This window comes from Quadrisphaera sp. RL12-1S (assembly GCF_014270065.1).
Classification (GTDB): Bacteria; Actinomycetota; Actinomycetes; order Actinomycetales; family Quadrisphaeraceae; genus Quadrisphaera.
This window is the reverse complement of sequence record NZ_JACNME010000016.1, coordinates 18,474-38,450: the sequence shown is the minus strand read 5'-3', so window position 1 is coordinate 38,450 and position 19,977 is coordinate 18,474. Positions and strand designations below refer to the sequence as shown.

The window sequence follows — 19,977 nt, the reverse complement described above, 5'->3', positions numbered from 1 at the left end:
GACGGGTGAGATGTCGGTACCGGGATGTGAGACGTCCTGTCAGGGTGGACCCATGCCCGCCTACACCCACGGACACGCCGAGCCCGTCCTGGCCTCCCACCGCTGGCGCACCGCGGAGAACTCCTGCGGCTACCTGCTGGCGCACCTGCGCCCCGGGCTGGACCTGCTCGACCTCGGCTGCGGTCCGGGCACCATCACCGCCGACCTCGCCGAGCGCGTCGCGCCCGGCCGAGCGGTCGGCCTCGACGCCGCCGCGGGCGTGCTGGACGAAGCCGGCGCCCTGGCCGAGCGCCGCGGGCTGGCACTGGAGTGGGTGGTCGGCGACGCCCTGGCGCTGCCCTTCCCGGACGCGTCCTTCGACGTCGTCCACGCCCACCAGGTGCTCCAGCACCTGCCCGACCCGGTGCGCGCCCTGCGGGAGGCGGTCCGCGTGCTGCGACCGGGCGGCCTGCTGGCCGTGCGCGACGTCGACTACGCCGCCACCACCTGGTACCCGCCGGACGCCGGGCTCGACGCCTGGCTGGACCTGTACGGCCGGGTGGCCCGGGGCAACGGCGGCGAGCCCGACGCCGGGCGCCGCCTGCTCGCGTGGGCGCGCGCGGCGGGCCTGGTCGAGGGGGTCACGGCGTCGGCGTCGGCCTGGTGCTACGCCTCGGCCGAGGAGCGCGCCTGGTGGGGCACGTCCTGGGCCGGGCGCGCCACGCGGTCCGCCTTCGCCGAGCAGGCCGTGACCAGCGGAGCGGCCACCCGGGAGGACCTGGAGGACGTCGCCGCGGCGTGGCGCCGCTGGGCGGCGGCGCCCGACGGCTGGATCGCGCTCCTGCACGGCGAGCTGCTGGTGCGCCTGGCCTGAGCCGCTGGTCGGCGGGTCGGGGGTCACGACGGTGGGGCGCCGGCACCCCCTCGTCCAGCGCCACGCCGATGAGTCCGGCGGAGCGGCCCGGTCCACCTGGCGTCCGCACCGCACCACCGGCAGCAGGGAGCCCGCCGTGGGCATCATCAGCATCGCGCTCTTCGCCACCCTCGACCTCGTCGGGCAGGCGCCCGGCGGTCCCGACGAGGACCCCGACGGCGGGTTCGCCTTCGGCGGGTGGCAGGCACCGCTCGTCGACGAGGTCTCCGGCGCCCAGGTGGACGCCGCCTACGAGGGCGTCGACGCCCTCCTGCTCGGACGCCGCACGTACGAGATCTTCGCCGACTACTGGCCCCGCGTCGACGCCACCTCGGGCGGCGGCTTCGCGGCGCTGTTCAACAGCATCCCCAAGCACGTCGCCTCCCGCGGCGCCCCGGACCTGTCCTGGGCGGGCTCGGAGCTGCTCGGCCCGGACCTGCCCGCCGCGGTGCGGGCGCTGCGCGACAGGCACGAGCACGTGAAGGTGGTCGGGAGCCTCGACCTCGTGCAGACGCTGCTGGCCGAGCGGCTCTTCGACGTCGTCGACCTGTGGCTGCACCCGCTGGTGCTGGGCCGGGGCAAGGCGGTCTTCGCCGGGGGAGCGGTGCCGACGAGCCTCGCGCTGCTGCAGCCGCCGGCCACCAGCCCGCGCGGGGTGGTGCACCTGCGCTACGGGCTGGTCGACGGCGTCCCCGGGACCGGGGACATGAGCGAGCTCTGAGGCGTCGTGGTCGTCGCCCGCCCGTCTCCTCAGGCGGGCCCGACCAGCCCCGACGTGATGGCCGCGGAGGCGAGCACCAGCGGTATGCCGCCGCCGGGGTGGCTCGACCCGCCCACCAGCAGCAGCCCGGGCACGCGCGAGCGGTTGGCGGGGCGCAGGAACGCCGCGCGCGCCCCGTTGCTGGAGGACCCGTAGATGGACCCGCCGACGCTGCCGGTGGCGCGCTCCAGGTCCGCGGGGGTGCGCACCTCGCGCCACAGCACGCGGTCCCGCACGTCCAGGCCCCGGCGGGCCATGACGGCCAGCACGTGGTCGGCGTAGGCCTGCGCGAACCCGCCGGCCCGCCAGTCGACGCCGGCGCGCGGGTCGTGCGGGCTGTGCCGCGGGGCGTTGACCAGCACGAACCACGCCTCGGAGCCGTCGTCGGGGCGCAGCGCCGGGTCGTCCGGAGCGCTCACGTAGACCGCCGGTTCCGGGACGGCGCTCGGCCGCCCGCGTCGTCGTCCTGAGCCGAAGACCGCGTCGAACTCGTCGTCGTAGCCCGCGCCCTCCAGGGGCGGGAACAGCACCGTGTGGTGGGCCAGGCCGGGGGTGCGCCCGCGCAGGGCCAGCAGCAGCACGAACCCGCTCAGCGACGGGGTGGTGGCCGCCAGACCGGCCCGCGCCCCGCGGGTGCCGCGGCGGGCGGACGGCGGGAGCAGGGGGCGCTGCCCGGGTGGGGTGCGCACGCCGTGCAGGGCGGAGGCGTCGGCGTTGACGACGACGACGTCCGCGGCGAGGTGGCGGCCGCCGGCCAGGCGCACGCCGGCGGCCCGACCGCCCTCGACGAGCACCTCCTCGACCCGCTCCCCGGTAAGGACCCGGGCGCCGCGCTCGCGGGCGCGGTCGGCGACGGCGTCCACCACCCGGCGCAGCCCACCGGGGACGTACCAGGAGCCCCCGGTCAGCTCCAGGTGCAGCACCGAGGCCAGCGCCGCGGGCGCGCGGCGCGGGTCGGAGCCGGTGTAGGTGGCCATCCGGTCGACCAGGGCGACGTGACGGGGGTCGTCGAGGTGGGCCTGCGCCAGGGCGCGCAGGGAGGTGCCGGGCGCGATGGTCGCGACGTCGTGCAGCCCGCCGGGGCGCGCCGCGAGCGCCGCGAGGGTGCGCGCGCCGTGCAGCGGCCGGCTGAGGAAGGGGCCCTCGGTGGCGTCCCAGATGCGGCGCGCGCGCTCCAGGAGGCGGCGCCAGCCGGGGCCGAGGTCGTCGTCGAGGTGGAGCCGGCTGCCGTCGGTGAAGCGGTGGTCGGTGGGCGCGACGGGGCGCAGGTCGAGGTGCTCCTCCAGCGGCGACCCGGTGGCGGCGAAGAGGCGGCGCAGCTGGTCGGGCCAGGTCAGCAGGCTCGGGCCGGTGTCGAAGGCGAAGCCGTCGCGCTCGAACCACCCCAGCTTGCCGCCGACGGTGTCCGCCTGCTCGCAGACGGTGACGTCGTGGCCGAGGGCGGCCAGACGCGCGGCAGCGGCGAGCCCGCCCAGGCCCGCGCCCACGACGATCACCCGGGCCACGTCCGCCACGGTAAGCGCCCAGGCCCCGGTTGGTGCGGGGTGGCCCCGGTCCCGTGGGAGTGGACCAGGGCCACCCCGCACCAACCGAGGAGTGGACCGGAGCCACCCAGTGCGCTGCTCGGCTGGCCCAGGACGGCGACGATCGCGCCCAGGTGCAGCCAGCCGCCGCCGGGCGCTGGGGCGTCGAGGCCGCCGCCGGTGCTTCAGGGCAGCGCGCGGCCCTTCCAGGCCAGGCCGCCGCGGCGGCGCAGCCGCCACGACCGCACCACCAGCGAGCACAGCACCGCCACCGACGCCGGGTGCGCCAGGGCGTCGGGCCAGGCCCGGCCGCCCGTCCGCCGCGCCGCGACCACGCGCGACGCCACGCCGGCGCCGTAGCCGACCAGCCCCGCCACCCGCCCCCCGCGGCCGCCCAGACCGGTCGCCGCGGCGACCGCCGGCAGCACGAACACTGCGCCCAGGGCCACCACCAGCCCGGCGGCACCCGCCGGGGACCCGGTCGCCGACCACAGCGACTTCGCGTACCCGTCGCGCACGGCGGGCCAGCCGTCGTACATGCGGCAGGTGGCCAGGTCGGTCCCGTCCGCGACTCCGCCCCGCCCGCCGGCGGCCTTCACCGCGCGGACCAGGGCGACGTCGTCGAGCACCTCGGACCGCACGGCGGCGAAGCCGCCCGCGCGCTCCAGCGCGGCGGCGTCCAACGCCATGAGCTGCCCGTTCGCGGCGGACAGCGACGGCCGCGGCGAGCTCTCCGCCAGCCGCAGCGGCAGCGTGGCCAGCCAGCTCCACTGCAGCAGCGGCTGCACCAGCCGCTCGGCAGCGGTCACCGCCTCCTGCCGCGGGTACGGGCTCACCAGCGAGAGACGGTGGCGGCGCAGCAGGTCGACGCTGGCCGCCAGGGCGAGCGGCGCCAGGCGCACGTCGGCGTCCAGGCACACCAGCACCGATCCGGTGGCCGCCGCCGCCAGCTGGGCCAGCGCGTGGGGCTTGCCCAGCCACCCCGGCGGCAGCGGCGCGCCGGTCAGCACCCGCACCCGGGGGTCGCCGCCGGCGGCCCGCTGAGCGGCCTCCGCCGTGCCGTCGGTGGAGCCGTCGTCCAGGACGAGCACCTCGAGGTCGGGCACGCCCGTGCTCGCGAGCACCGCGGCCACGCAGCCCGCCACCTGGTGGGCCTCGTCGCGCACGGGCAGCAGCACGCTCACCCGCTCACCGACCGCGGGCGGGTCGCTCACCGGGCGCCGCAGCAGCGCGGCGTTGACGGCGGTGTGCACGGCGACGACGACGGCCCCCGCGCTGGCCGCCCCGACGAGCCGGACGGCCCTGCCGCCCCTCACGTCGTGGGGGAGCGTCGTCGCAGGTGCGCCAGCGCCGGCAGCGCCACCAGACCCATGGCCGCGAACACCCACAGCGCCACCCACGGACGTCCGAAGAAGGCGGCGTTGCCCAGCGCCGACCCCAGCCACGTCCACCCCAGCAGCAGCGCGGGAGCGCCCGCGCCGATCGCCGCGCTCGCGGGCACCCCGGGCCGCACCGCCCGCGGGACGCCGACGTGCAGCACCGCGTGCACCACCAGCGAGACCAGCAGCCACCCGGCGTAGTTGGTGAGCGGGATGCCGGGGACCCCCGGCAGCGACGGCTCGGGGTGCAGCCAGCCCCAGTGCCCCGCGGCGACCATCTGCGGGTCGAGCGAGAGGTCCCACGCGGTGAGCACCCACGCGGCCAGCGGGACCGCCACCCAGTGCGGCACCGGTCCGAAGCGCTTCCGGAGCAGGTCCACCACGGAGCGCCCGGCGAGCATCGTCGGCCAGGCCATCATCAGCCAGGCCGCGGGCACCACCGCGGGCACGCCGAGCACCTGCGGCCCGAGCGTGCCGGCGTAGGCGTACTCGCCGAAGGGGAAGCCCGTGGCGACGCCCACCGCCTCGGCCACCAGGCCCACCCCGCCCGCGCCCAGGGCCAGCACCACCGCGGCCCTCACCCCGTGCGTGGCGACGGCGCTCACCAGCGACGCCGCCGCGAAGACCAGCACGCTCACCACGGTGGCGGTGGTCAGCACCTGCCCGGACAGCAGCGGGTGGGCCACCTGGACGACGACGGCGACGGCCGCGAGCACCAGCGCCGCGCGCCGCGCGCCCGCGGCGGCCAGCGGCGGGCGCGGGCGCGGGGCGGCATCGCCAGCGGTGCCGGCGGTGCCGGAGGGGACGGCGCTCACGGGGACACCCCCCGGTGCGTGCCCTCCAGGGACCGGACGGCGAAGCGGGCGAAGAGCTCCTCGGCGTACCAGCGCTCGCGAGCGGTGCGCTCGACCACGTCGCGGTGGGCGGCGCGGCCGTGCGCGAAGTCGCGCAGGGAGGCCGCGTCGTCCCAGAGGCTGAACGTGCCCTGCAGCCCCATGGGCGCCTCCCCGATGCCGACGGCCAGGCGCAGGCCGGGCACGGCGTGCAGGTCGGTGGAGACCGGGGGGACGGCGCCCCAGAAGGAGCGTCCGCGCCCGAGGCGGATGCGGGCGCGGGTGATGCTGGCGATCCCCGCCCCGCCCCCGGAGGCCGCGGCGCGGGTGGGCACCGGGTCTCCGAAGGGCTCCCGGCCCGACCACCGCCCGCGGCTGGCCACCGGCACCATCTCCACCCGCAGCCGCTCGGCGGCCAGGCGGTCCCAGGCGCGCACCGCGGGGGAGCGCTCGAAGGCCAGGGCGCCCGCGTCGTCGTCCCAGGTGGTGAGCACGGCCCAGTGGTGGGGGTCGGCGTCGCGCGGGGTGAAGGTGCGCCCGTCACCGGTGCCGAGCAGCTTCCAGAACGCCGCGCCGCTGGCCCGCAGGTGGCGCCGGTCCAGCGCCATGCGGGCGACGGCGGCCGGGACGGCGGGGGAGGGGACCCGCCACAGGTGGAGCACGGCGCAGGCCGGGACTGCGCGCTCGGAGACCACGGAGGCACCGTAGCCGCGACGCCGGGCATCAGCCCTCCCCAGCGGCGCGCACCGGCTGGCCACCGAGTGCTCACCGGTGCGTCGTCGCAGGTGGGAGCGGGTTGTCAGACCCCGGTGGCAGCGTCGTCGCCGTGGACAGCGGGTTGACGGGGAGCGAGATCAGCGCTTCACTGCTGCTGTCGAACGGATGTTCGATGTCGGCGGGCGCGGCCTCCGGGGAGGGGAAGCCCCGGGGCCGCGCCGCCAGTGCCTCAGGAGGAGGAGCTGTGAGCCGGTCGTTCGACGAGGTCGTGCACGTGAAGGTGGCCGAGGGCGGGTCGGGAGAGCCGTCCGCGTTCGTCTGGCGGGGCCGCCTCTTCGTGGTGCGCGAGGTGCTGGCCACCTGGAGCGCGCGCCTGCCGTGGTGGCAGGGCGTGGCGGCCAGGGCGCTGCGCGGCGAGGCGGTCGAGGTGCGAGGCAGCAGTGCGCTCGCCCGCGAGCCGGGAGCCCGGGTGGCGGGACCTGCTGCTGACGAGCAGGTGTGGCGCGTGGTCGCCAGCGCCGGGTTCGGGGCGGAGCCCGGCACGTTCGAGCTGGCCGGCGAGCCCGCCGGAGACGGTGGTGCCGGCAGCGGTGACGCGCGCTGGCGCCTCGTCCGGGTGGTGGACTGACGTGGCCGCCGTCCGGCCCCGCCGCACCGGTCCAGCGGGCCGCACCACCACCCGCACGGGCGAGGGCGCCGTGCCCGCCGCGCGGCCGCCGGCGCCGGCGGGTGCCGTCCGGCTGCTCGAGCGGGCCGCCACCGAGCTGTCGCTGGCGGCCTCCGCGCTCGACCCCGCTGAGCGCTTCGTCGCGGCGCACCTGGCCGCCCTGCGCGCCGGGGCCGCCGTGGTCGCCGCCCGCCAGCTGGTCGGGGGGCGTCGTCGCGGTCCCGTCAACGTGTGGGAGTCGCTGCTGGCCCTGGCGCCCGAGCTGGAGGACTGGGCGCTCTTCTTCGGGGCCGCGGCCGAGCGCCGCGCCGCCGTCGACAGCGGTCGCGGACCGGCCGTCGAGGCGTCCGAGGCGGACGCCCACCTCGCCCGCGCCGAGGCGTTCACGGGCCAGGTCGCCGCGCTGCTCGACGTCCGGGTCTGGCTCGGCGGTCTGCCGCTCGCCGCCTCCTGAGCTCGACCGGGCGCGGCACCGACCCGGGGACCCGATGGGTCCGAGGGCCGCGTTCGGTCGTGGTGGTGCCGCGGTGTCCGGCCGAGCAGGACAGAGCGTGACCCCCGCCCACCCGACCCCGCCGCAGACCCCTGGGGCGTCCGCACGTTCCGGTGCGCGCCTCGACCTGCGCTCCATCACCCTGCCGACGCTCGTCACGCCGCTCGTCACGCCGCTCGTCACGCCGCTCGTCCGGGAGGGCCGGCGCCTGTGTCGAGCGCGCTGCGCCGCGCCGAGGTGCCGGATCCTGGCGTGAAGCGTCGGAACTGGCGTGTGGTTCCGACGTCTCGTGTCGGGGTCGCGACCCAGCACCTGACCGTGGTCAGTCCGGGAGTGACCACGGTCAGGTGCGGATGCGTCGGTCCTGGAGCCTCCACCGCAGGTGACCTGGGTCAGTTCCGGAACTGACCCAGGTCACCTGCGGTGGAGGCTCGGGGCTCGGGCGGCTGCTCGCCTGGCGGACGGAGGCCGGCATCGGCGGTCAGGCCGGCACCGCCGAGCCGGGCCGGTGTCGATCGGTGACGGCCTTCCGATCGAGGGCAGCCGGTGTTGATCGGTGACGGCCCTCCGATCGAGGTCGAGCCGTCTCAGCCGGTGGCGCGAGGCCGCGAGGTCACGGCGGACAGGGGGGCGGTGACGTCCTCGAGGGACTTGCCCTCGGCGTCCACCGCCAGGAACGCCGCCACCACGCCGCCGATGACCATGACTGCCGCGCCGAGGAGGTACCCGATGAACAGCCGGGTCACGGAGGGGTCGTACAGGCTCCCGATGAGCGAGGAGTAGAGCAGCGGGGCGCCGGCGCCGCAGAGCTGGGCGATGGCGAAGAAGATGGCGATCGCCTTGGCCCGCACCTCCATGGGGAACAGCTCGCTGGCGGTGAGGTAGCCCGAGCTGGCGCCCGCCGAGGCGAAGAAGAAGATGACCGCCCACGCGATGGTCTGGGTGACGGCGTTGAGCACGCCCGCGTTGAAGAGCACGGCGGTGACGGCCAGGAGGACCCCCGAGAGCAGGTAGGTCCCGGCGATCATCTTCTTGCGGCCCCAGGTGTCGAAGAGCGGGCCCAGTGCGAGCGGGCCGATGAAGTTCCCCAGGGCGAACCCGATGAGGTAGAGCGGGGTGTTGCTGGCGGCGACCCCGTAGTACGCCGTGAGCACGGTCGTGTAGGTGAAGAAGATCGCGTTGTAGAGGAACGACTGCGTGATCATCAGCGTGGCGGCGAGCGCGGCTCGCGAGGGGTAGGTCTTGAAGAGCACCCGCGCCAGGGTGAAGTACCCCTGCGTGGGGGCGGGCCGGACCTCGATGGCCTTGGAGTCGTCCACGGGGGCCAGGTGCTGGCCGCTCTCCTCCACCTGGCGCTCGATGGCGGCGATGTTGTCCTCGGCCTCCTGCTCGCGACCGTGCATGAGCAGCCAGCGGGGGCTCTCCGGCAGGTGGCGGCGCAGGAAGAGGATCGCGATGCCCAGGACCGGGCCGATGAGGAACGCCACCCGCCAGCTCCAGCTGATCGGCATGGTGTCGAGCAGGAGGTAGGTGCCCAGGGTGGCGATGATCGAGCCCGCCCAGTAGGTGCCGTTGACGCCGATGTCCACGCGGCCCCGGTAGGGCGCCGGCATCATCTCGTCGATGGCCGAGTTGATGGCCGCGTACTCCCCGCCGATGCCGGCGCCGGCGATGAACCTCGTGAGGTACAGGAAGACCAGGCCGGAGACCTCTCCGTTCCACGTCAGCGCCGTCAGGGCGTTGCCGCCGAGGTAGACCAGCAGGGTCAGCATGAACAGCTTCTGGCGGCCGAGCGCGTCGGAGATCTGGCCGAAGACGAGCGCTCCGACCACCTGGCCGACCAGGTAGACGGTGGCGATGAGCCCGGTCTCCGTGACCGACATCCCCAGCGCGGCCTTGTCCTGCAGGATCGGGTTGAGAGCGCCGGCCACGGTGATCTCGAGCCCGTCGATGATCCAGGCGGTGCCGAGCGCCATGATCATCCGGGTGTGGAAGGGCGCCCAGCGCATCCGGTCGATGCGTGCGGGGATGAGGCTCCTGATGGAGCCCTCGGTGCCCGCGGGGGCAGCGCTCGCGGTGGACATCGATCTCCTCCTCCGTGCCGCGTCCTCGACGACGGCGCGACGCTACGCCCGGTTGTCGTCAGCAACCACTCGAAGTCGTCGGCCCAGGTCGGGGACGGGTCACCCGCCTGGAGCAGTGCCTGCAGCGGTCCCCCTGCGCGGGGTGTCGCTGGGCGTGTAGTGTCCCTGGAGTCGAACAGGAGTTCGACCAGGCCGACCTTCCCCGGTCTGCTGCCCCGCGGAGCTCACCGCGGGCCGGTCCGGGGAGGAGCGAGGTGCCGCCGTCACAGCCCGCCCGCTCGTTCACGCACCTGCACGTCGCCTCCGGGTGGAGCCTGCAGCACGGCACCGACACCCCGGCGGCCCTCGCCGAGCGCGCCGCCGCCGACGGCCAGCGCGCCCTCGCGCTCACCGACCGCGACGGGCTGCGCGGCGCGGTCAAGCACGCCGTCGCGTGCGCCCAGGAGGGTCTCGTCCCCCTGCTGGGGATGGACCTCGCCGTCGAGCCCAGCGACCTGCGTGTGCACAACTGGGGGCACCTCCCGCTTGCGGGGGACCATGATCACGGGAGTGCTGGGGGACGAGGCAGGACGCCGGTGCGCGGCGGAGCCGCCGTGGACGCGCGGCTGCCCCGCGTCGTCGTCCTCGCCCACGGCTCCAGCACCTCCCTGACCGCGGCAGCGGGCTGGACCCCGGACCCGGGCGACCCGCCGCTGCCGGCCGGTGCGGGCTGGGCCCGCCTGTGCCGGCTGTCCACCGCCGCCCACGCCCGCGGCGAGGCGCCCGGCTCGCTGAGCGCGGTCGGCGGCCGACGCGGCACCCCGGTGACCACCCTGGCCGAGATCGCCGAGCACGCGCTCGACCCCGCCTCCGGCGCCCCGGCGCTCACCGTGCTGCTCGGGCCGGACAGCGAGGTGGGCCGCGCGCTGCTGGCCCGCCGCCCCGACCTCGCCCGCGCCCTGCTGGCCCGCTGGTACTCCGCACTGCCGCTGGGCTGCCTGGCCGTGGAAGTGGTCTGCCACCTCGGCCCCGAGGGCACCCCCGCCAGCCTCGGGCACGCGGCGCGCACCCTGGCCCTGGCCCGGGAGGCCGGCGTGCCCGCCGTCCTCACCAACGCCGTGCGCCACGGCGGCCCGGAGGGCGCCGCCACCGCCGACGTGCTCGACGCCGCCCGCCGCCTGGTCCCGCTGGCCTCCCGCCACCTCGACAGGGCCACCGGCCACGGCTGGCTCAAGCCGGCCGCGGCGATGCGCGACCTCGCCGAGAGGGTCGCCACCGCCGCCGGCGCGCCTCGCGCCCACGAGTCCGGCGGCGCCGCCCAGCTGCTGGCCGACACCGAGCGCCTCGCCGCCCGCTGCCACCTCGACCCGCGCGCCGACCTCGGCATCGGCGCGGTCCACCTGCCCGAGCCGCACCTGGTGGCCGGCCCGTCCGTGCGCACCGTCGAGGACGCCGGCGCCGTGCTGCGCGCCCGCTGCGAGGGCGCCGTCCACACCCGCTACCCGGGCGCCTCGCTCGCCCACCTGCAGCGCGTGCGGCACCGCATGGACGAGGAGCTGGGCGTCATCGGGGCGCTCGGCTTCCCCACGTACTTCCTCACCGTGGCCGAGGTCTGCGACCTCACCCGCTCCCTCGGCGTGCGCGTGGCCGCCCGCGGCTCCGGCGCCGGCAGCCTGGTCAACCACCTGCTCGGCATCTCCGGGGTCGACCCCCTCGCCCACGGCCTGCTCATGGAGCGCTTCCTCACCACCGCCCGCGCGGAGCTGCCCGACATCGACGTCGACGTCGAGTCCGCCCGCCGCACCGAGGTCTACGACGCGGTGCTGGCCCGCTTCGGGGGAGACCGCGTGGCCGCCGTCGCCATGACCGACACCTACCGGGTCCGCCACGCCGTCCGCGACGTCGGCGCGGCCCTCGGGATGCCGCCCGGCGAGGTCGACGCCATCGCCAAGGCCTTCCCGCACCTGCGCGCCCGCGACGTGCGCCACGCCCTGCGCGACCTGCCCGAGCTGCGCGCCTCCGGCCTGGCCGACCCCCGCCTCGACCTGCTCTACGACCTCGTGGAGAGCCTCGACGGGCTACCCCGCCACACCGCGCTGCACCCGTGCGGTGTGCTGCTCTCCGACGCCTCGCTGCTCGACAGGACCCCGGTGCAGCCGTCCGCCACGAGCTTCCCCATGAGCTCCTTCGACAAGGACGACGTCGAGGTCATGGGCCTGCTCAAGCTGGACGTGCTGGGCATCCGCATGCAGTCGGCGTTCGCGCACGCCGCTCGGGAGGTGGAGCGCACCACGGGCCAGCGCATCGACCTGGACGCGGTGCCCCTGGACGACGAGGACGCCTTCCGCCTGGTCCGCTCCACCCGCACCCTGGGCTGCTTCCAGATCGAGTCGCCCGGGCAGCGCGAGCTGGTGGGCAAGTTCGCCCCGCAGGACTTCGCCGACCTCGTCATCGACATCTCCCTGTTCCGCCCCGGACCGGTGAAGTCCGACATGGTCACGCCCTTCCTCATGGCCCGGCAGGGCTGGCGCGCGCCCGACCACCTGCACCCCCGCCTGCGGGGGGCGCTGGAGCAGACCTGCGGGGTGGTGGTCTTCCACGAGCAGGTGCTCGAGATCGTCGCCGAGACCGCCGGGGTGAGCCTGTCCCAGGCCGACGAGGTCCGCCGGGCCCTGGGCACCCGCGACGGGCAGGCCGAGGTGGAGACCTGGTGGCGCCCGCGCGCGCTCGCGGCGGGGTTCAGCGAGGCCGAGGTGCAGCGGATCTGGGAGGTGCTGGCGGCCTTCGCCTCGTTCGGGTTCTGCAAGGCCCACGCGGCGGCGTTCGCGCTGCCCACCTACCAGTCGGCGTGGTTCAAGGCCCACTGGCCGGCGCACTTCCTCGCCGGGGTGCTCACCCACGACCCGGGCATGTACCCCAAGCGCCTCATCCTCGACGACGCCCGCACCCTGGGCGTCGCGGTGCTCCCGCTCGACGTCAACGCCTCCACCGGCGAGTACCGGGTGGAGCCGGTGGCGCCCTGGGACCAGCCGCCGCCCGCGGTGCTGCAGCAGTTCCCCGCCGGCCCGGCTCGCGACGACGACGAGAGGCCCCGGCCGGCGCCCGCCCAGCCGCCGCGCTGGGGCGAGCGGGAGGCCTCGGAGCGGTACGGCCCGTTCGCGAGCCGCTACCGCCTGGACGCCGCCGTGCCCGACGGGCGCGACTGGGGCATCCGGCTGTCGCTGGCGGAGGTCAAGGGCATCAGCGACGCCGAGGTCGCGCGCATCGTGGCCGGCCAGCCGTACCACTCGCTGTCCGACCTGTGGAACCGCGCGCACCCGTCCCGCCCGGTGCTGGAGCGCCTCGTGCTCACCGGCGCGCTCGACTCGGTCTACGGGCTGGGGCTCACCGCCCCCGTGCGCCGCCGCGGCGTGGTGACGCGACGCGACCTGCTGCTGCAGGTCGCCGACCTCGACCGGCACACCCGTGCCCTCGAGCGCGGCGCCGCCCGCGCCCGCCCCTCGTCGTCGTCGTCCAGGTCTCCCCGCCCTTCCCGGTCCGCCGAGGGCGAGGACGTGCAGCTCGCGCTCGACCTCGGTGACGCCCCCGGCGACGTCGAGCCGTCGGGCCTGCCGGAGATGACCGCGGCCGAGCAGGTGCGCACCGAGCTGGAGGTGCTCGGCCTGGACGCCAGCCACCACGTGGTCTCCGCGTACGGGCCGATGCTGGACGCGCTCGGCGTGGTGCGCTCCAGCGCGCTGCGCGACCAGCACGCGCGCAGCGACCTGCTGGTGGCGGGCGTGAAGGTGGCCACGCAGACCCCGCCCATCCGCTCCGGGCGGCGCGTGGTGTTCCTCACCCTGGACGACTCCACCGGCCCGGTGGACGCCACCTTCTTCGAGGACGCCCAGGGCCCGTACGCCTCCACGGTGTTCGGCTCGTGGCTGCTCGTGGTGCGCGGTGAGCTGCGCCGCACCGGCCCGCGCGGGGTGTCGCTGCGCGCCACGGGCGCGTGGGCCATGCCGGCGCTGTGGCGGGTCTGGTCCGAGCACGGGGTGGACGGCGTGCGCCGCGTCATGGCCGGTCAGCCCGCGGCCGGGTACGGCGCGGCCGCGGTGGCCGGGGCGGCGGCGTCCCGGTCGAGCCGGCCCGTCATGGCGCCCTCGCGGGTCATCGGCCAGGGCCGCGACGACGGCGCGGTGCCCGGGCTCGACTCCGGGCGCTCCGGCCCCGGGCAGCGCGACGAGCGCTACGCCGGAGCGGGCGCGCGGGAGGCCGCGGCGCAGGAGGAGGCCGCTGCGGCGGCGGCGAGCGGGCTGCCCGTGGGCGACCGGCCCGGTGCCGGGCGCACCGCCGACGACGCTGCGCGCCGCGCCGGCGGCATGGGGGGAGCGTCGGCGCGGCGGGTGTTCGTGCACGCCAGCGGCTTCCTGCTCTCCCCGTACGCCGACGTCGCCCCGCCGGGCAGCGACACCCGCAACACGCGGGTCTCCGCCGCCGGTGCGGCTGCCGGGGACGACGCCGGAGCGCCGGAGCGCTCGGCCGACGACGCCCTCGAGGACCTCCTCGACGCCGAGCGCGGAGGCGGTGCCGGGCGAGGTGCCCCGCGCAAGCTGTGGCACTCCAGCTCCGGGAGCGCCGGGTGGTGACCGCGGTCCGTCCGATGGCGCACCGGTCGAACGCCTTCCGCGACCCTTCCGCCCCTTCAGCCGAGTTCGCGCCCCTTCAGGCGAGTTCGCGCCCCATCAGGGGATCGGATGGGGCCGGATCTCGCGCCATGGGGCGCGAACTCGCGGGATGGGGCAGGAGAGCGCGGAGCCGGAGGACGGTGGCACTCGCCGCGGAGAGTGCGGTTCGAGGGGGTGGGCGAGCGTGAGCCGCAGCCAGCTCGCCCGGGCCGGGCTCGACCCCGCCGTGGCCGCCTCCGTCGCCGGCCTGCGCCAGCACACCCCCGGCGACGCCAGCGACGGGTGCACCGTGCTCCACGTGGACATGGACGCCTTCTACGCCTCCGTCTCCCTGCTCGAGCGCCCCGACCTGCGCGGCAAGCCCGTCATCGTCGGCGGCGGCTCGAGCCGCGGCGTGGTCCTGTCCGCCACCTACGAGGCGCGCCGCTCCGGCGTCCACTCGGCCATGTCCATGAGCCGCGCCCGCCGGATGTGCCCCGACGCCGTCGTCCTCCCGCCCGACCCCGACCGGTACGCCGCGGTCTCGGCCGCCGTCGTCGCCCTGTTCACCTCGGTGACCCCGGTGGTGGAGCAGCTGGGCATGGACGAGGCCTTCCTCGACGTCTCCGGAGCGGTGCGCCGCTCCGGCTCCCCGCTGCAGATCGCCACCGACCTGCGCGACCGGGTGGCCGACGAGCAGGGCGTGACCTGCTCGGTGGGCCTGGCGACGACGAAGGCCGTGGCCAAGCTCGCCTCGGGCCGCGCCAAGCCCGACGGCGCCCTCGTGGTGCCCGCCGACCAGGTGGTGCCCTTCCTGCACCCGCTGCCCACCAGCGCGCTGTGGGGCGTGGGGGAGAAGACCGAGCAGGCCCTGGCCCGCCTCGGCCTGCACACGGTGGGCCAGGTGGCGCACACGCCCTCGGCCACACTGCGCCGCGCCCTCGGTGACGCGCTCGGCGCCTCCCTGCACGAGCTCGCCTGGGGCCGCGACCCCCGGCCCGTGGTGCCCAGCGCGGCCGTCGCCGAGCGGAGCACCGGCGCGCAGGAGACCTTCGCCGTCGACGTCGACGACCCCGAGGTGGTCCTGCGCGAGGTGCTGCGGATGTCCGAGCGGGTGGCCCGCCACCTGCGCCGCGACGGGCACGTGGGCCGCACGGTGGTGCTGGTGGTGCGCTTCGCCGACTTCACCACCGTCACGCGCTCGCGGACGCTGCGCGAGGCCACGGACTCCGGGCGCGACGTCTACGCCGCGGCCGCGGCCCTGTGGACGGCGATGGGCCTGCAGCGCGCCCGCATCCGGCTGGTGGGGGTGCGCGTGGAGGGCCTCGTCGACGCCGAGCGGGTGCCGCGCCAGCTGCGCCTGGACGAGCCCGAGCGGGGCTGGCGCGAGGCCGACCGCGCCGTGGACGCCGCGGTGCGGCGGTTCGGCAGCGGCGTGGTGGCGCCCGCGTCGCTGCTGCTGCCGCGGCCCGGTGGGCAGGGCCGTCCTCCGACCGGGGGAGTCCCCTGACGACAGGGCCCCGTGGTGGTACTGGTGGGGACAGTGGTGCTGGTGGGGCGGTAAATGCGGTGTTGCGCACAGGTTGCGCGGACGGCGCCAGACCGGCTTTCCCCACCCCTTGACGGCGCCTATCCTGAGACCCCGAGAGTGTTGACCGCAGGAGGTCGCAGTGCCGCTGTCCGAGCACGAGCAGCGTCTGCTGGAGCAGATGGAGCAGCAGCTGCTCTCCGACGACCCCCGCTTCGCCTCGACCATGCGCGGCCCCCGCCGCCAGGGCGGTGGCCGGCGCAGCGTGGTCGTCGGCGTGGGTGTCGCCGTCGCGGGTCTCGCGGCGCTCGTGGGCACCCTGTTCCTCATCCCGCTCGCGCAGCGCGGCTGGGTCTACGGCATCGGTGGCCTGGCCTTCGTGATCATGCTGGGCGGCATCCTCTACGCCGTCTCCGGCGCCGGAGGCCGCGCGGAGAGCGGCCCGGTCGGCGTGGTCGGGGCTGACGGCCGACCGGCCCCGCGTCCGCAGGCCGGCCACCAGCGGCCGGCGAGGGCCCGCCGCCAGGGCACCTTCATGCAGCGCCTCGAGCAGCGGTGGGACCGCCGCCGGGACGACCGCTGGGGCTGAGCCCCACCGCCCTGCCACCCTGCAGGGCCCACGACGACGACGAGAGGCCCGCCCCGGGAAGGGGCGGGCCTCTCGTCGTCGTGCTCGTCTCGGAGGGGCGCAGGGTTCCTTGCGGGCCCAGCAGCGCTGATCCTCGTCCAGCACTGGGGTGCCTCAGTGCTGGACGAGGCGCCCCCGAAGCAGCACTGAGACACCCGAGTGCTGGACGGGGCGCCCCCGAAGCAGCACTGGGGCACCCGAGTGCTGGATGGAGGAGCCCCGAAGCAGCACTGGGGCACCCGAGTGCTGGACGGGTGAGGTCCGGGTCAGCTGCGGCGCAGCAGCGCCCGGCCCCAGCGGCGCAGGTGCGCCACCCCGGACGGGGGCAGGAGCCGCCAGCGCCACGTGGCCGAGCCCGGCCGCTGGGCGACCACCGCGCCGACCACCTCGCGGACGTCCTCGGCCAGGGCGGTCCCTCCGCCCCGCGAGCCCCGCGAGCCGCTGGAGCCGCCGGAGCCGTAGCGGGCGCCCTCCACCGCCCCCACCAGCCGCGCGACGGCCGGCGCCTGGGCGCTCGGCCCGTCCTCGTGGCGCAGGCCCTCCTCGAGCCGGGCGCCCACCTGTCGCGGTGTCTGGGACGGCGGCAGCACCACGCCGAGGTCGCCGATCTGCTCGACGAGGTCGGCCCACGCCGCTTCGGCGCGCGCGGCGTCGCTGCTCGCGCGGCTCCACCGCCGCCGGCGCACCAGCGAGCGGCTGGCCAGCGGTGCGGCCAGCACCCCGAGCACGAGCGCCAGCACCACGAGGAGCCCGGACCACGGCACCGCCGACTGCTCCTGCTGTCCCGGGGCTGCGCTGGCGGTGGTGCTCGGCGCAGCGGAGGACGTGGCGGAGGAGCTGGGGGCCGCCGTGGTGGCGCTGGCGCCGCTGGACGCCGTGCTCGGGGCGAGCGGTGCCACGGGGGCCTGGGTCCAGGCGGGTGCCGTGCCGGTGCGGGCGCTGGGGGTGGGCTCGAAGCGCACCCAGCCCGCGCCCTCGAAGTACAGCTCCGGCCAGGCGTGCGCGTCCTGCAGGGTGACCTGCCAGGAGCCGTCGCCGAGCGAGGCGCCGGGCAGGAAGCCCACGGCCACGCGCGAGGGGATGCCGAGGGTGCGGGCCATCACCGCCATCGCCGAGGCGAAGTGCACGCAGTACCCGGTCTTGTCGGTGAGGAAGTCGGCCAGGGCGTTGGCCGTGCGCGGCTCGGGGGCCTCCAGGGAGTAGGTGAACCCACCGGTGCTGCGGAACCAGTCCTGCAGCTCGCTGGCCTGCAGGAACTCGTCGGTCTCCGACCCCACCACCTCGCGCGCGGTCTGCGCCAGCTGGGGCGGGAGGTCCTGCGGCAGCGCGGTGTAGCGCTGGGTGATGGCCTCCGGGGCCTCGCCCGCGTCGCGCAGCTGCTCCGGCGTGGGCGCGACGGCGGCCTGGGTGATCCGGTAGCGCTGGTCCTGCTGCGTGACCGTGCGGCCCTGGGCCCGGATGTTCAGGGTGCTGGTGTCCACCACCCAGTCGCCGCTGACCTGCACCTGCGTGGCCGGGTACGGCGCGGGCAGCCACTGCTGGCGCAGCGCGTCCACGGTGATGTCGTAGGTGACGTCCGTGCGCGGGGTGGAGTCCGCGAGTCCCGGCGGGGCCGGCATCCCGTCGCGCAGGGCGCGGGTCTGGGCCGGGTCGATGGGGGTGGGCCGCCACACCGCGCCGTCGAAGTCGTCCACGGTGACGATCCGCAGCGGGGACGGCGAGACGGCGGAGGTGCGGTAGCGCAGCACCTCGGCGGTGCCCTGGCTCTGCAGGTCCGAGCGCAGGTCCAGCAGGGGGTTCACGGAGTTGGCGGCGGCGCCGCCGATGCCCTGGCCGTTGCCGCCCACGAGCACCACGGACGTGGTGCCGGGCACCAGCGGGGGCACCACCACCGCGGCGACCAGGGCCACGACGACGACGGCGACGGCTCCCGCGGCCCCCGCCAGGCCGACGGCCGGGCCTCCCGAGCGGCGGGTGGGGCCGGCGCCGGTCGGCCGGCGCTGCTGCACGCGGCGCCCCCACGCGGCGGTGCGGGAGCCGGCGTCAGCGGCCACGAGCAGCAGCCACCCGGCCACCGCCAGCGCGAACCACCCCCACGACACCCCGCCGGGGGCGAAGACCACCGCCACCGCGTGCACGGCGAGCAGCACCGGACCCGTCAGCGCCGGGGAGCGCAGCGCCACCGCCACCACGTCGACGACGACGGCGACGGCGCCCGCGCCCGCGGTGACCAGCAGCCGCAGGCCCGGCTCGGCGAGCACCGGCGCCGCCTGGGAGTGCACGGTCTCCCGGCCCTCCAGCACCAGCGCCCACAGCGCGCGCAGGGCCTCCGGCCCCGGCAGCAGCCCCAGCACGGCCTGACCGGGGACGAAGAGCACGCAGAGCACCACGAGCAGCGCCACCGGCTGCGCCACCGCCCCCACCCAGGAGGGCAGGCGCAGGGCCGAGGCGGCGGCCCCGGTGGCCGAGACCACCACCACCGCGAGCGCCACCTGCACGTACCAGGCGGTGCCCTGCACCACCAGGTGCAAGCCCGCGGCGGTGGCCAGCACCGCCACCGCGGCAGCCAGCCTCAGACGGCCGGTCGAGCTCATGACGCCACCCCTCCCGCTCCCGCCGGCGCCGCCGCGGCGACAGGCTCCCTGGCGCGCAGCCAGGCGTCGGCGAGCGCCTCGCCCTCGGACAGGTCCAGCACCGACCACCCGGCGCGCAGCAGCAGCTCGACGGCGCCCGGTGCCGCCGGCGCCGCGAGCACGGCGAGCGCCGCCGCCCGCCGCCGCGCGCCCGGTGCGGCGGCGCGCTGCACCCCGGCCAGCAGCTCGGCGTCCGCGCGCGCCAGGGACCCGGCCACCACGGCCAGCACGCCGTCGCGGGCCTCGGCCGCGCTGCGCCCGCCCGCCGCGGAGGTCACGGCGGCGGTGAGCGAGCCCTCGTCGCCGAGGTCGACGAGGGCCAGCGCCTCCAGCAGGGGCTCGCGCCCCGTGGCGCGAGTGGCCGCCGTGGCGCCTGGCGGGGCCAGCTCCAGGTGCACGGCGGCGCCGGCGTCGTGCAGGGAGACGGCCAGCGAGGCGGCCGCGGAGACCGCGCGCTCGAAGGCGGCCGCGTCGGGGAAGGCGCCGGGGCGGCGGTCGAGCACCACGGCCCCGCGGCGCTGCCGGGGCTGCTCGTCCTGGCGGACCATGAGCTCGCCGCGCCGCGCGGTGGAGCGCCAGTGCACGCGGCGCACGTCGTCGCCGGCGCGGTACTCGCGCGTGCTCGTGCCGCGCTCGCCGGAGGCGGTGCCCGCCCCGCCGCCGGCGTCGTCGCCGCCGCGGCCGGTGAGCAGCGACGCGGCCCCGGGCACGGGGACGGTGGCGGGGAGCACCAGCACGTCGCCCCGGCCTCCGGAGCGCGCGGGCAGCTCGCACAGCCCGAGCGGGTCGGTCACGCGCACCCGCAGGGGACCGAGGCGGTGGTGCCCGCGCTGCGGCGGGACCGCGGAGTAGGCCACCGCGGCCCGGCCGCCCGGGGGCAGCGGGTCCACGGTGAAGCGGGGTGCCCGCGGCCAGCCTGCGGGCAGGTGGTCCTGGGCGAGCAGCACCGGCGTGGGGACGCGCCCGGGGTTGCGCAGGTCGAGGCGCACCCGGCACGGCTGGCCCACCACGGCCCGGGACGGCGTGGTGGATCGCCGCACGCCCAGGGCCGTGCTGGCCAGCGCGGCCAGCCCGAGGGAGACCAGCGGCAGGAGCAGCACGAGCAGCGCCACGCGCAGGAGCGCCTGCTGCCCCTGCCACAGGCCCCCGAGGCCCAGCAGCGCACCCACCACGAGCAGGGCGCGGCCGCGGCGGGTCAGCCCCAGGGAGCGCACC

Annotated in this window: 14 protein-coding genes; 7 read left to right on the top strand and 7 right to left on the bottom strand. The window is 77.2% G+C overall.

The genetic code is table 11. The features are described 5' to 3' along the window. Positions 1-52: 52 nt before the first annotated feature. On the top strand, positions 53-853 hold the full coding sequence (locus H7K62_RS19765) for a methyltransferase domain-containing protein (protein ID WP_186721881.1): 801 nt from the start codon (positions 53-55) through the stop codon (positions 851-853). 136 nt (positions 854-989) lie between these two features. Then, positions 990-1,613, top strand: a complete 624-nt coding sequence (locus H7K62_RS19760; protein WP_186721879.1) for a dihydrofolate reductase family protein — start codon at positions 990-992, stop codon at positions 1,611-1,613. Positions 1,614-1,642: 29 nt separating this feature from the next. Here H7K62_RS19760 and H7K62_RS19755 read toward each other — a convergent pair whose 3' ends face one another. From H7K62_RS19755 to H7K62_RS19740, 4 genes are all read right to left on the bottom strand, one after another. Next, complete coding sequence (locus tag H7K62_RS19755) at positions 1,643-3,157, bottom strand: phytoene desaturase family protein (protein ID WP_186721877.1); 1,515 nt, start codon at positions 3,155-3,157, stop codon at positions 1,643-1,645. A gap of 203 nt (positions 3,158-3,360) precedes the next feature. After that, entirely contained in the window at positions 3,361-4,491 is a 1,131-nt protein-coding gene (locus H7K62_RS19750) for a glycosyltransferase family 2 protein (RefSeq protein ID WP_186721875.1), read from the bottom strand. Further along, positions 4,488-5,369 (bottom strand): carotenoid biosynthesis protein, encoded by an 882-nt coding sequence (locus H7K62_RS19745; protein WP_186721873.1) that lies wholly within the window; start codon positions 5,367-5,369, stop codon positions 4,488-4,490. Before H7K62_RS19745 ends, H7K62_RS19750 begins: the two co-directional genes overlap by 4 nt. Then, on the bottom strand, positions 5,366-6,082 hold the full coding sequence (locus H7K62_RS19740; RefSeq protein WP_370591865.1) for a monooxygenase: 717 nt from the start codon (positions 6,080-6,082) through the stop codon (positions 5,366-5,368). The genes H7K62_RS19745 and H7K62_RS19740 overlap by 4 nt, the downstream gene beginning before the upstream one ends. 266 nt (positions 6,083-6,348) lie before the next feature. On the opposite strand from H7K62_RS19740, the gene H7K62_RS19735 reads away from it, so the two are divergent. After that, on the top strand, positions 6,349-6,732 hold the full coding sequence (locus H7K62_RS19735) for a DUF6504 family protein (protein WP_186721871.1): 384 nt from the start codon (positions 6,349-6,351) through the stop codon (positions 6,730-6,732). Position 6,733: 1 nt separating this feature from the next. Then, positions 6,734-7,225, top strand: coding sequence for an SAV_6107 family HEPN domain-containing protein (locus tag H7K62_RS19730; RefSeq protein WP_222437916.1), 492 nt, complete (start codon positions 6,734-6,736; stop codon positions 7,223-7,225). Between the two features lie 626 nt (positions 7,226-7,851). Here the strand turns inward: H7K62_RS19730 and H7K62_RS19725 are convergent. Then, positions 7,852-9,348, bottom strand: coding sequence for an MFS transporter (locus H7K62_RS19725; protein WP_222437915.1), 1,497 nt, complete (start codon positions 9,346-9,348; stop codon positions 7,852-7,854). 254 nt (positions 9,349-9,602) lie between these two features. Here H7K62_RS19725 and H7K62_RS19720 point away from each other — a divergent pair, with 254 nt between their 5' ends. The 3 genes from H7K62_RS19720 to H7K62_RS19710 all read left to right on the top strand — a co-directional run bounded on the left by H7K62_RS19720 (position 9,603) and on the right by H7K62_RS19710 (position 16,090). After that, positions 9,603-13,955 (top strand): DNA polymerase III subunit alpha, encoded by a 4,353-nt coding sequence (locus H7K62_RS19720; protein ID WP_186721869.1) that lies wholly within the window; start codon positions 9,603-9,605, stop codon positions 13,953-13,955. Positions 13,956-14,178: 223 nt separating this feature from the next. Next, the gene (gene dinB / locus H7K62_RS19715; protein WP_370591864.1) at positions 14,179-15,483 is read left to right on the top strand and encodes a DNA polymerase IV; all 1,305 of its coding nucleotides are present in this window, start codon (positions 14,179-14,181) and stop codon (positions 15,481-15,483) included. A gap of 160 nt (positions 15,484-15,643) precedes the next feature. Next, positions 15,644-16,090, top strand: coding sequence for a DUF3040 domain-containing protein (locus H7K62_RS19710; protein WP_186721858.1), 447 nt, complete (start codon positions 15,644-15,646; stop codon positions 16,088-16,090). A gap of 305 nt (positions 16,091-16,395) precedes the next feature. Here the strand turns inward: H7K62_RS19710 and H7K62_RS19705 are convergent, their stop codons facing one another. Together H7K62_RS19705 and H7K62_RS19700 are read right to left on the bottom strand one after the other, a co-directional pair. Further along, on the bottom strand, positions 16,396-18,723 hold the full coding sequence (locus H7K62_RS19705; RefSeq protein WP_186721856.1) for a transglutaminase family protein: 2,328 nt from the start codon (positions 18,721-18,723) through the stop codon (positions 16,396-16,398). Then, positions 18,720-19,976 carry a DUF58 domain-containing protein gene (locus tag H7K62_RS19700; protein WP_186721849.1) on the bottom strand — a complete coding sequence of 419 codons (1,257 nt, stop codon included), beginning with the start codon at positions 19,974-19,976 and terminating at the stop codon, positions 18,720-18,722. The genes H7K62_RS19705 and H7K62_RS19700 overlap by 4 nt, the downstream gene beginning before the upstream one ends. Position 19,977 lies beyond the last annotated feature (1 nt).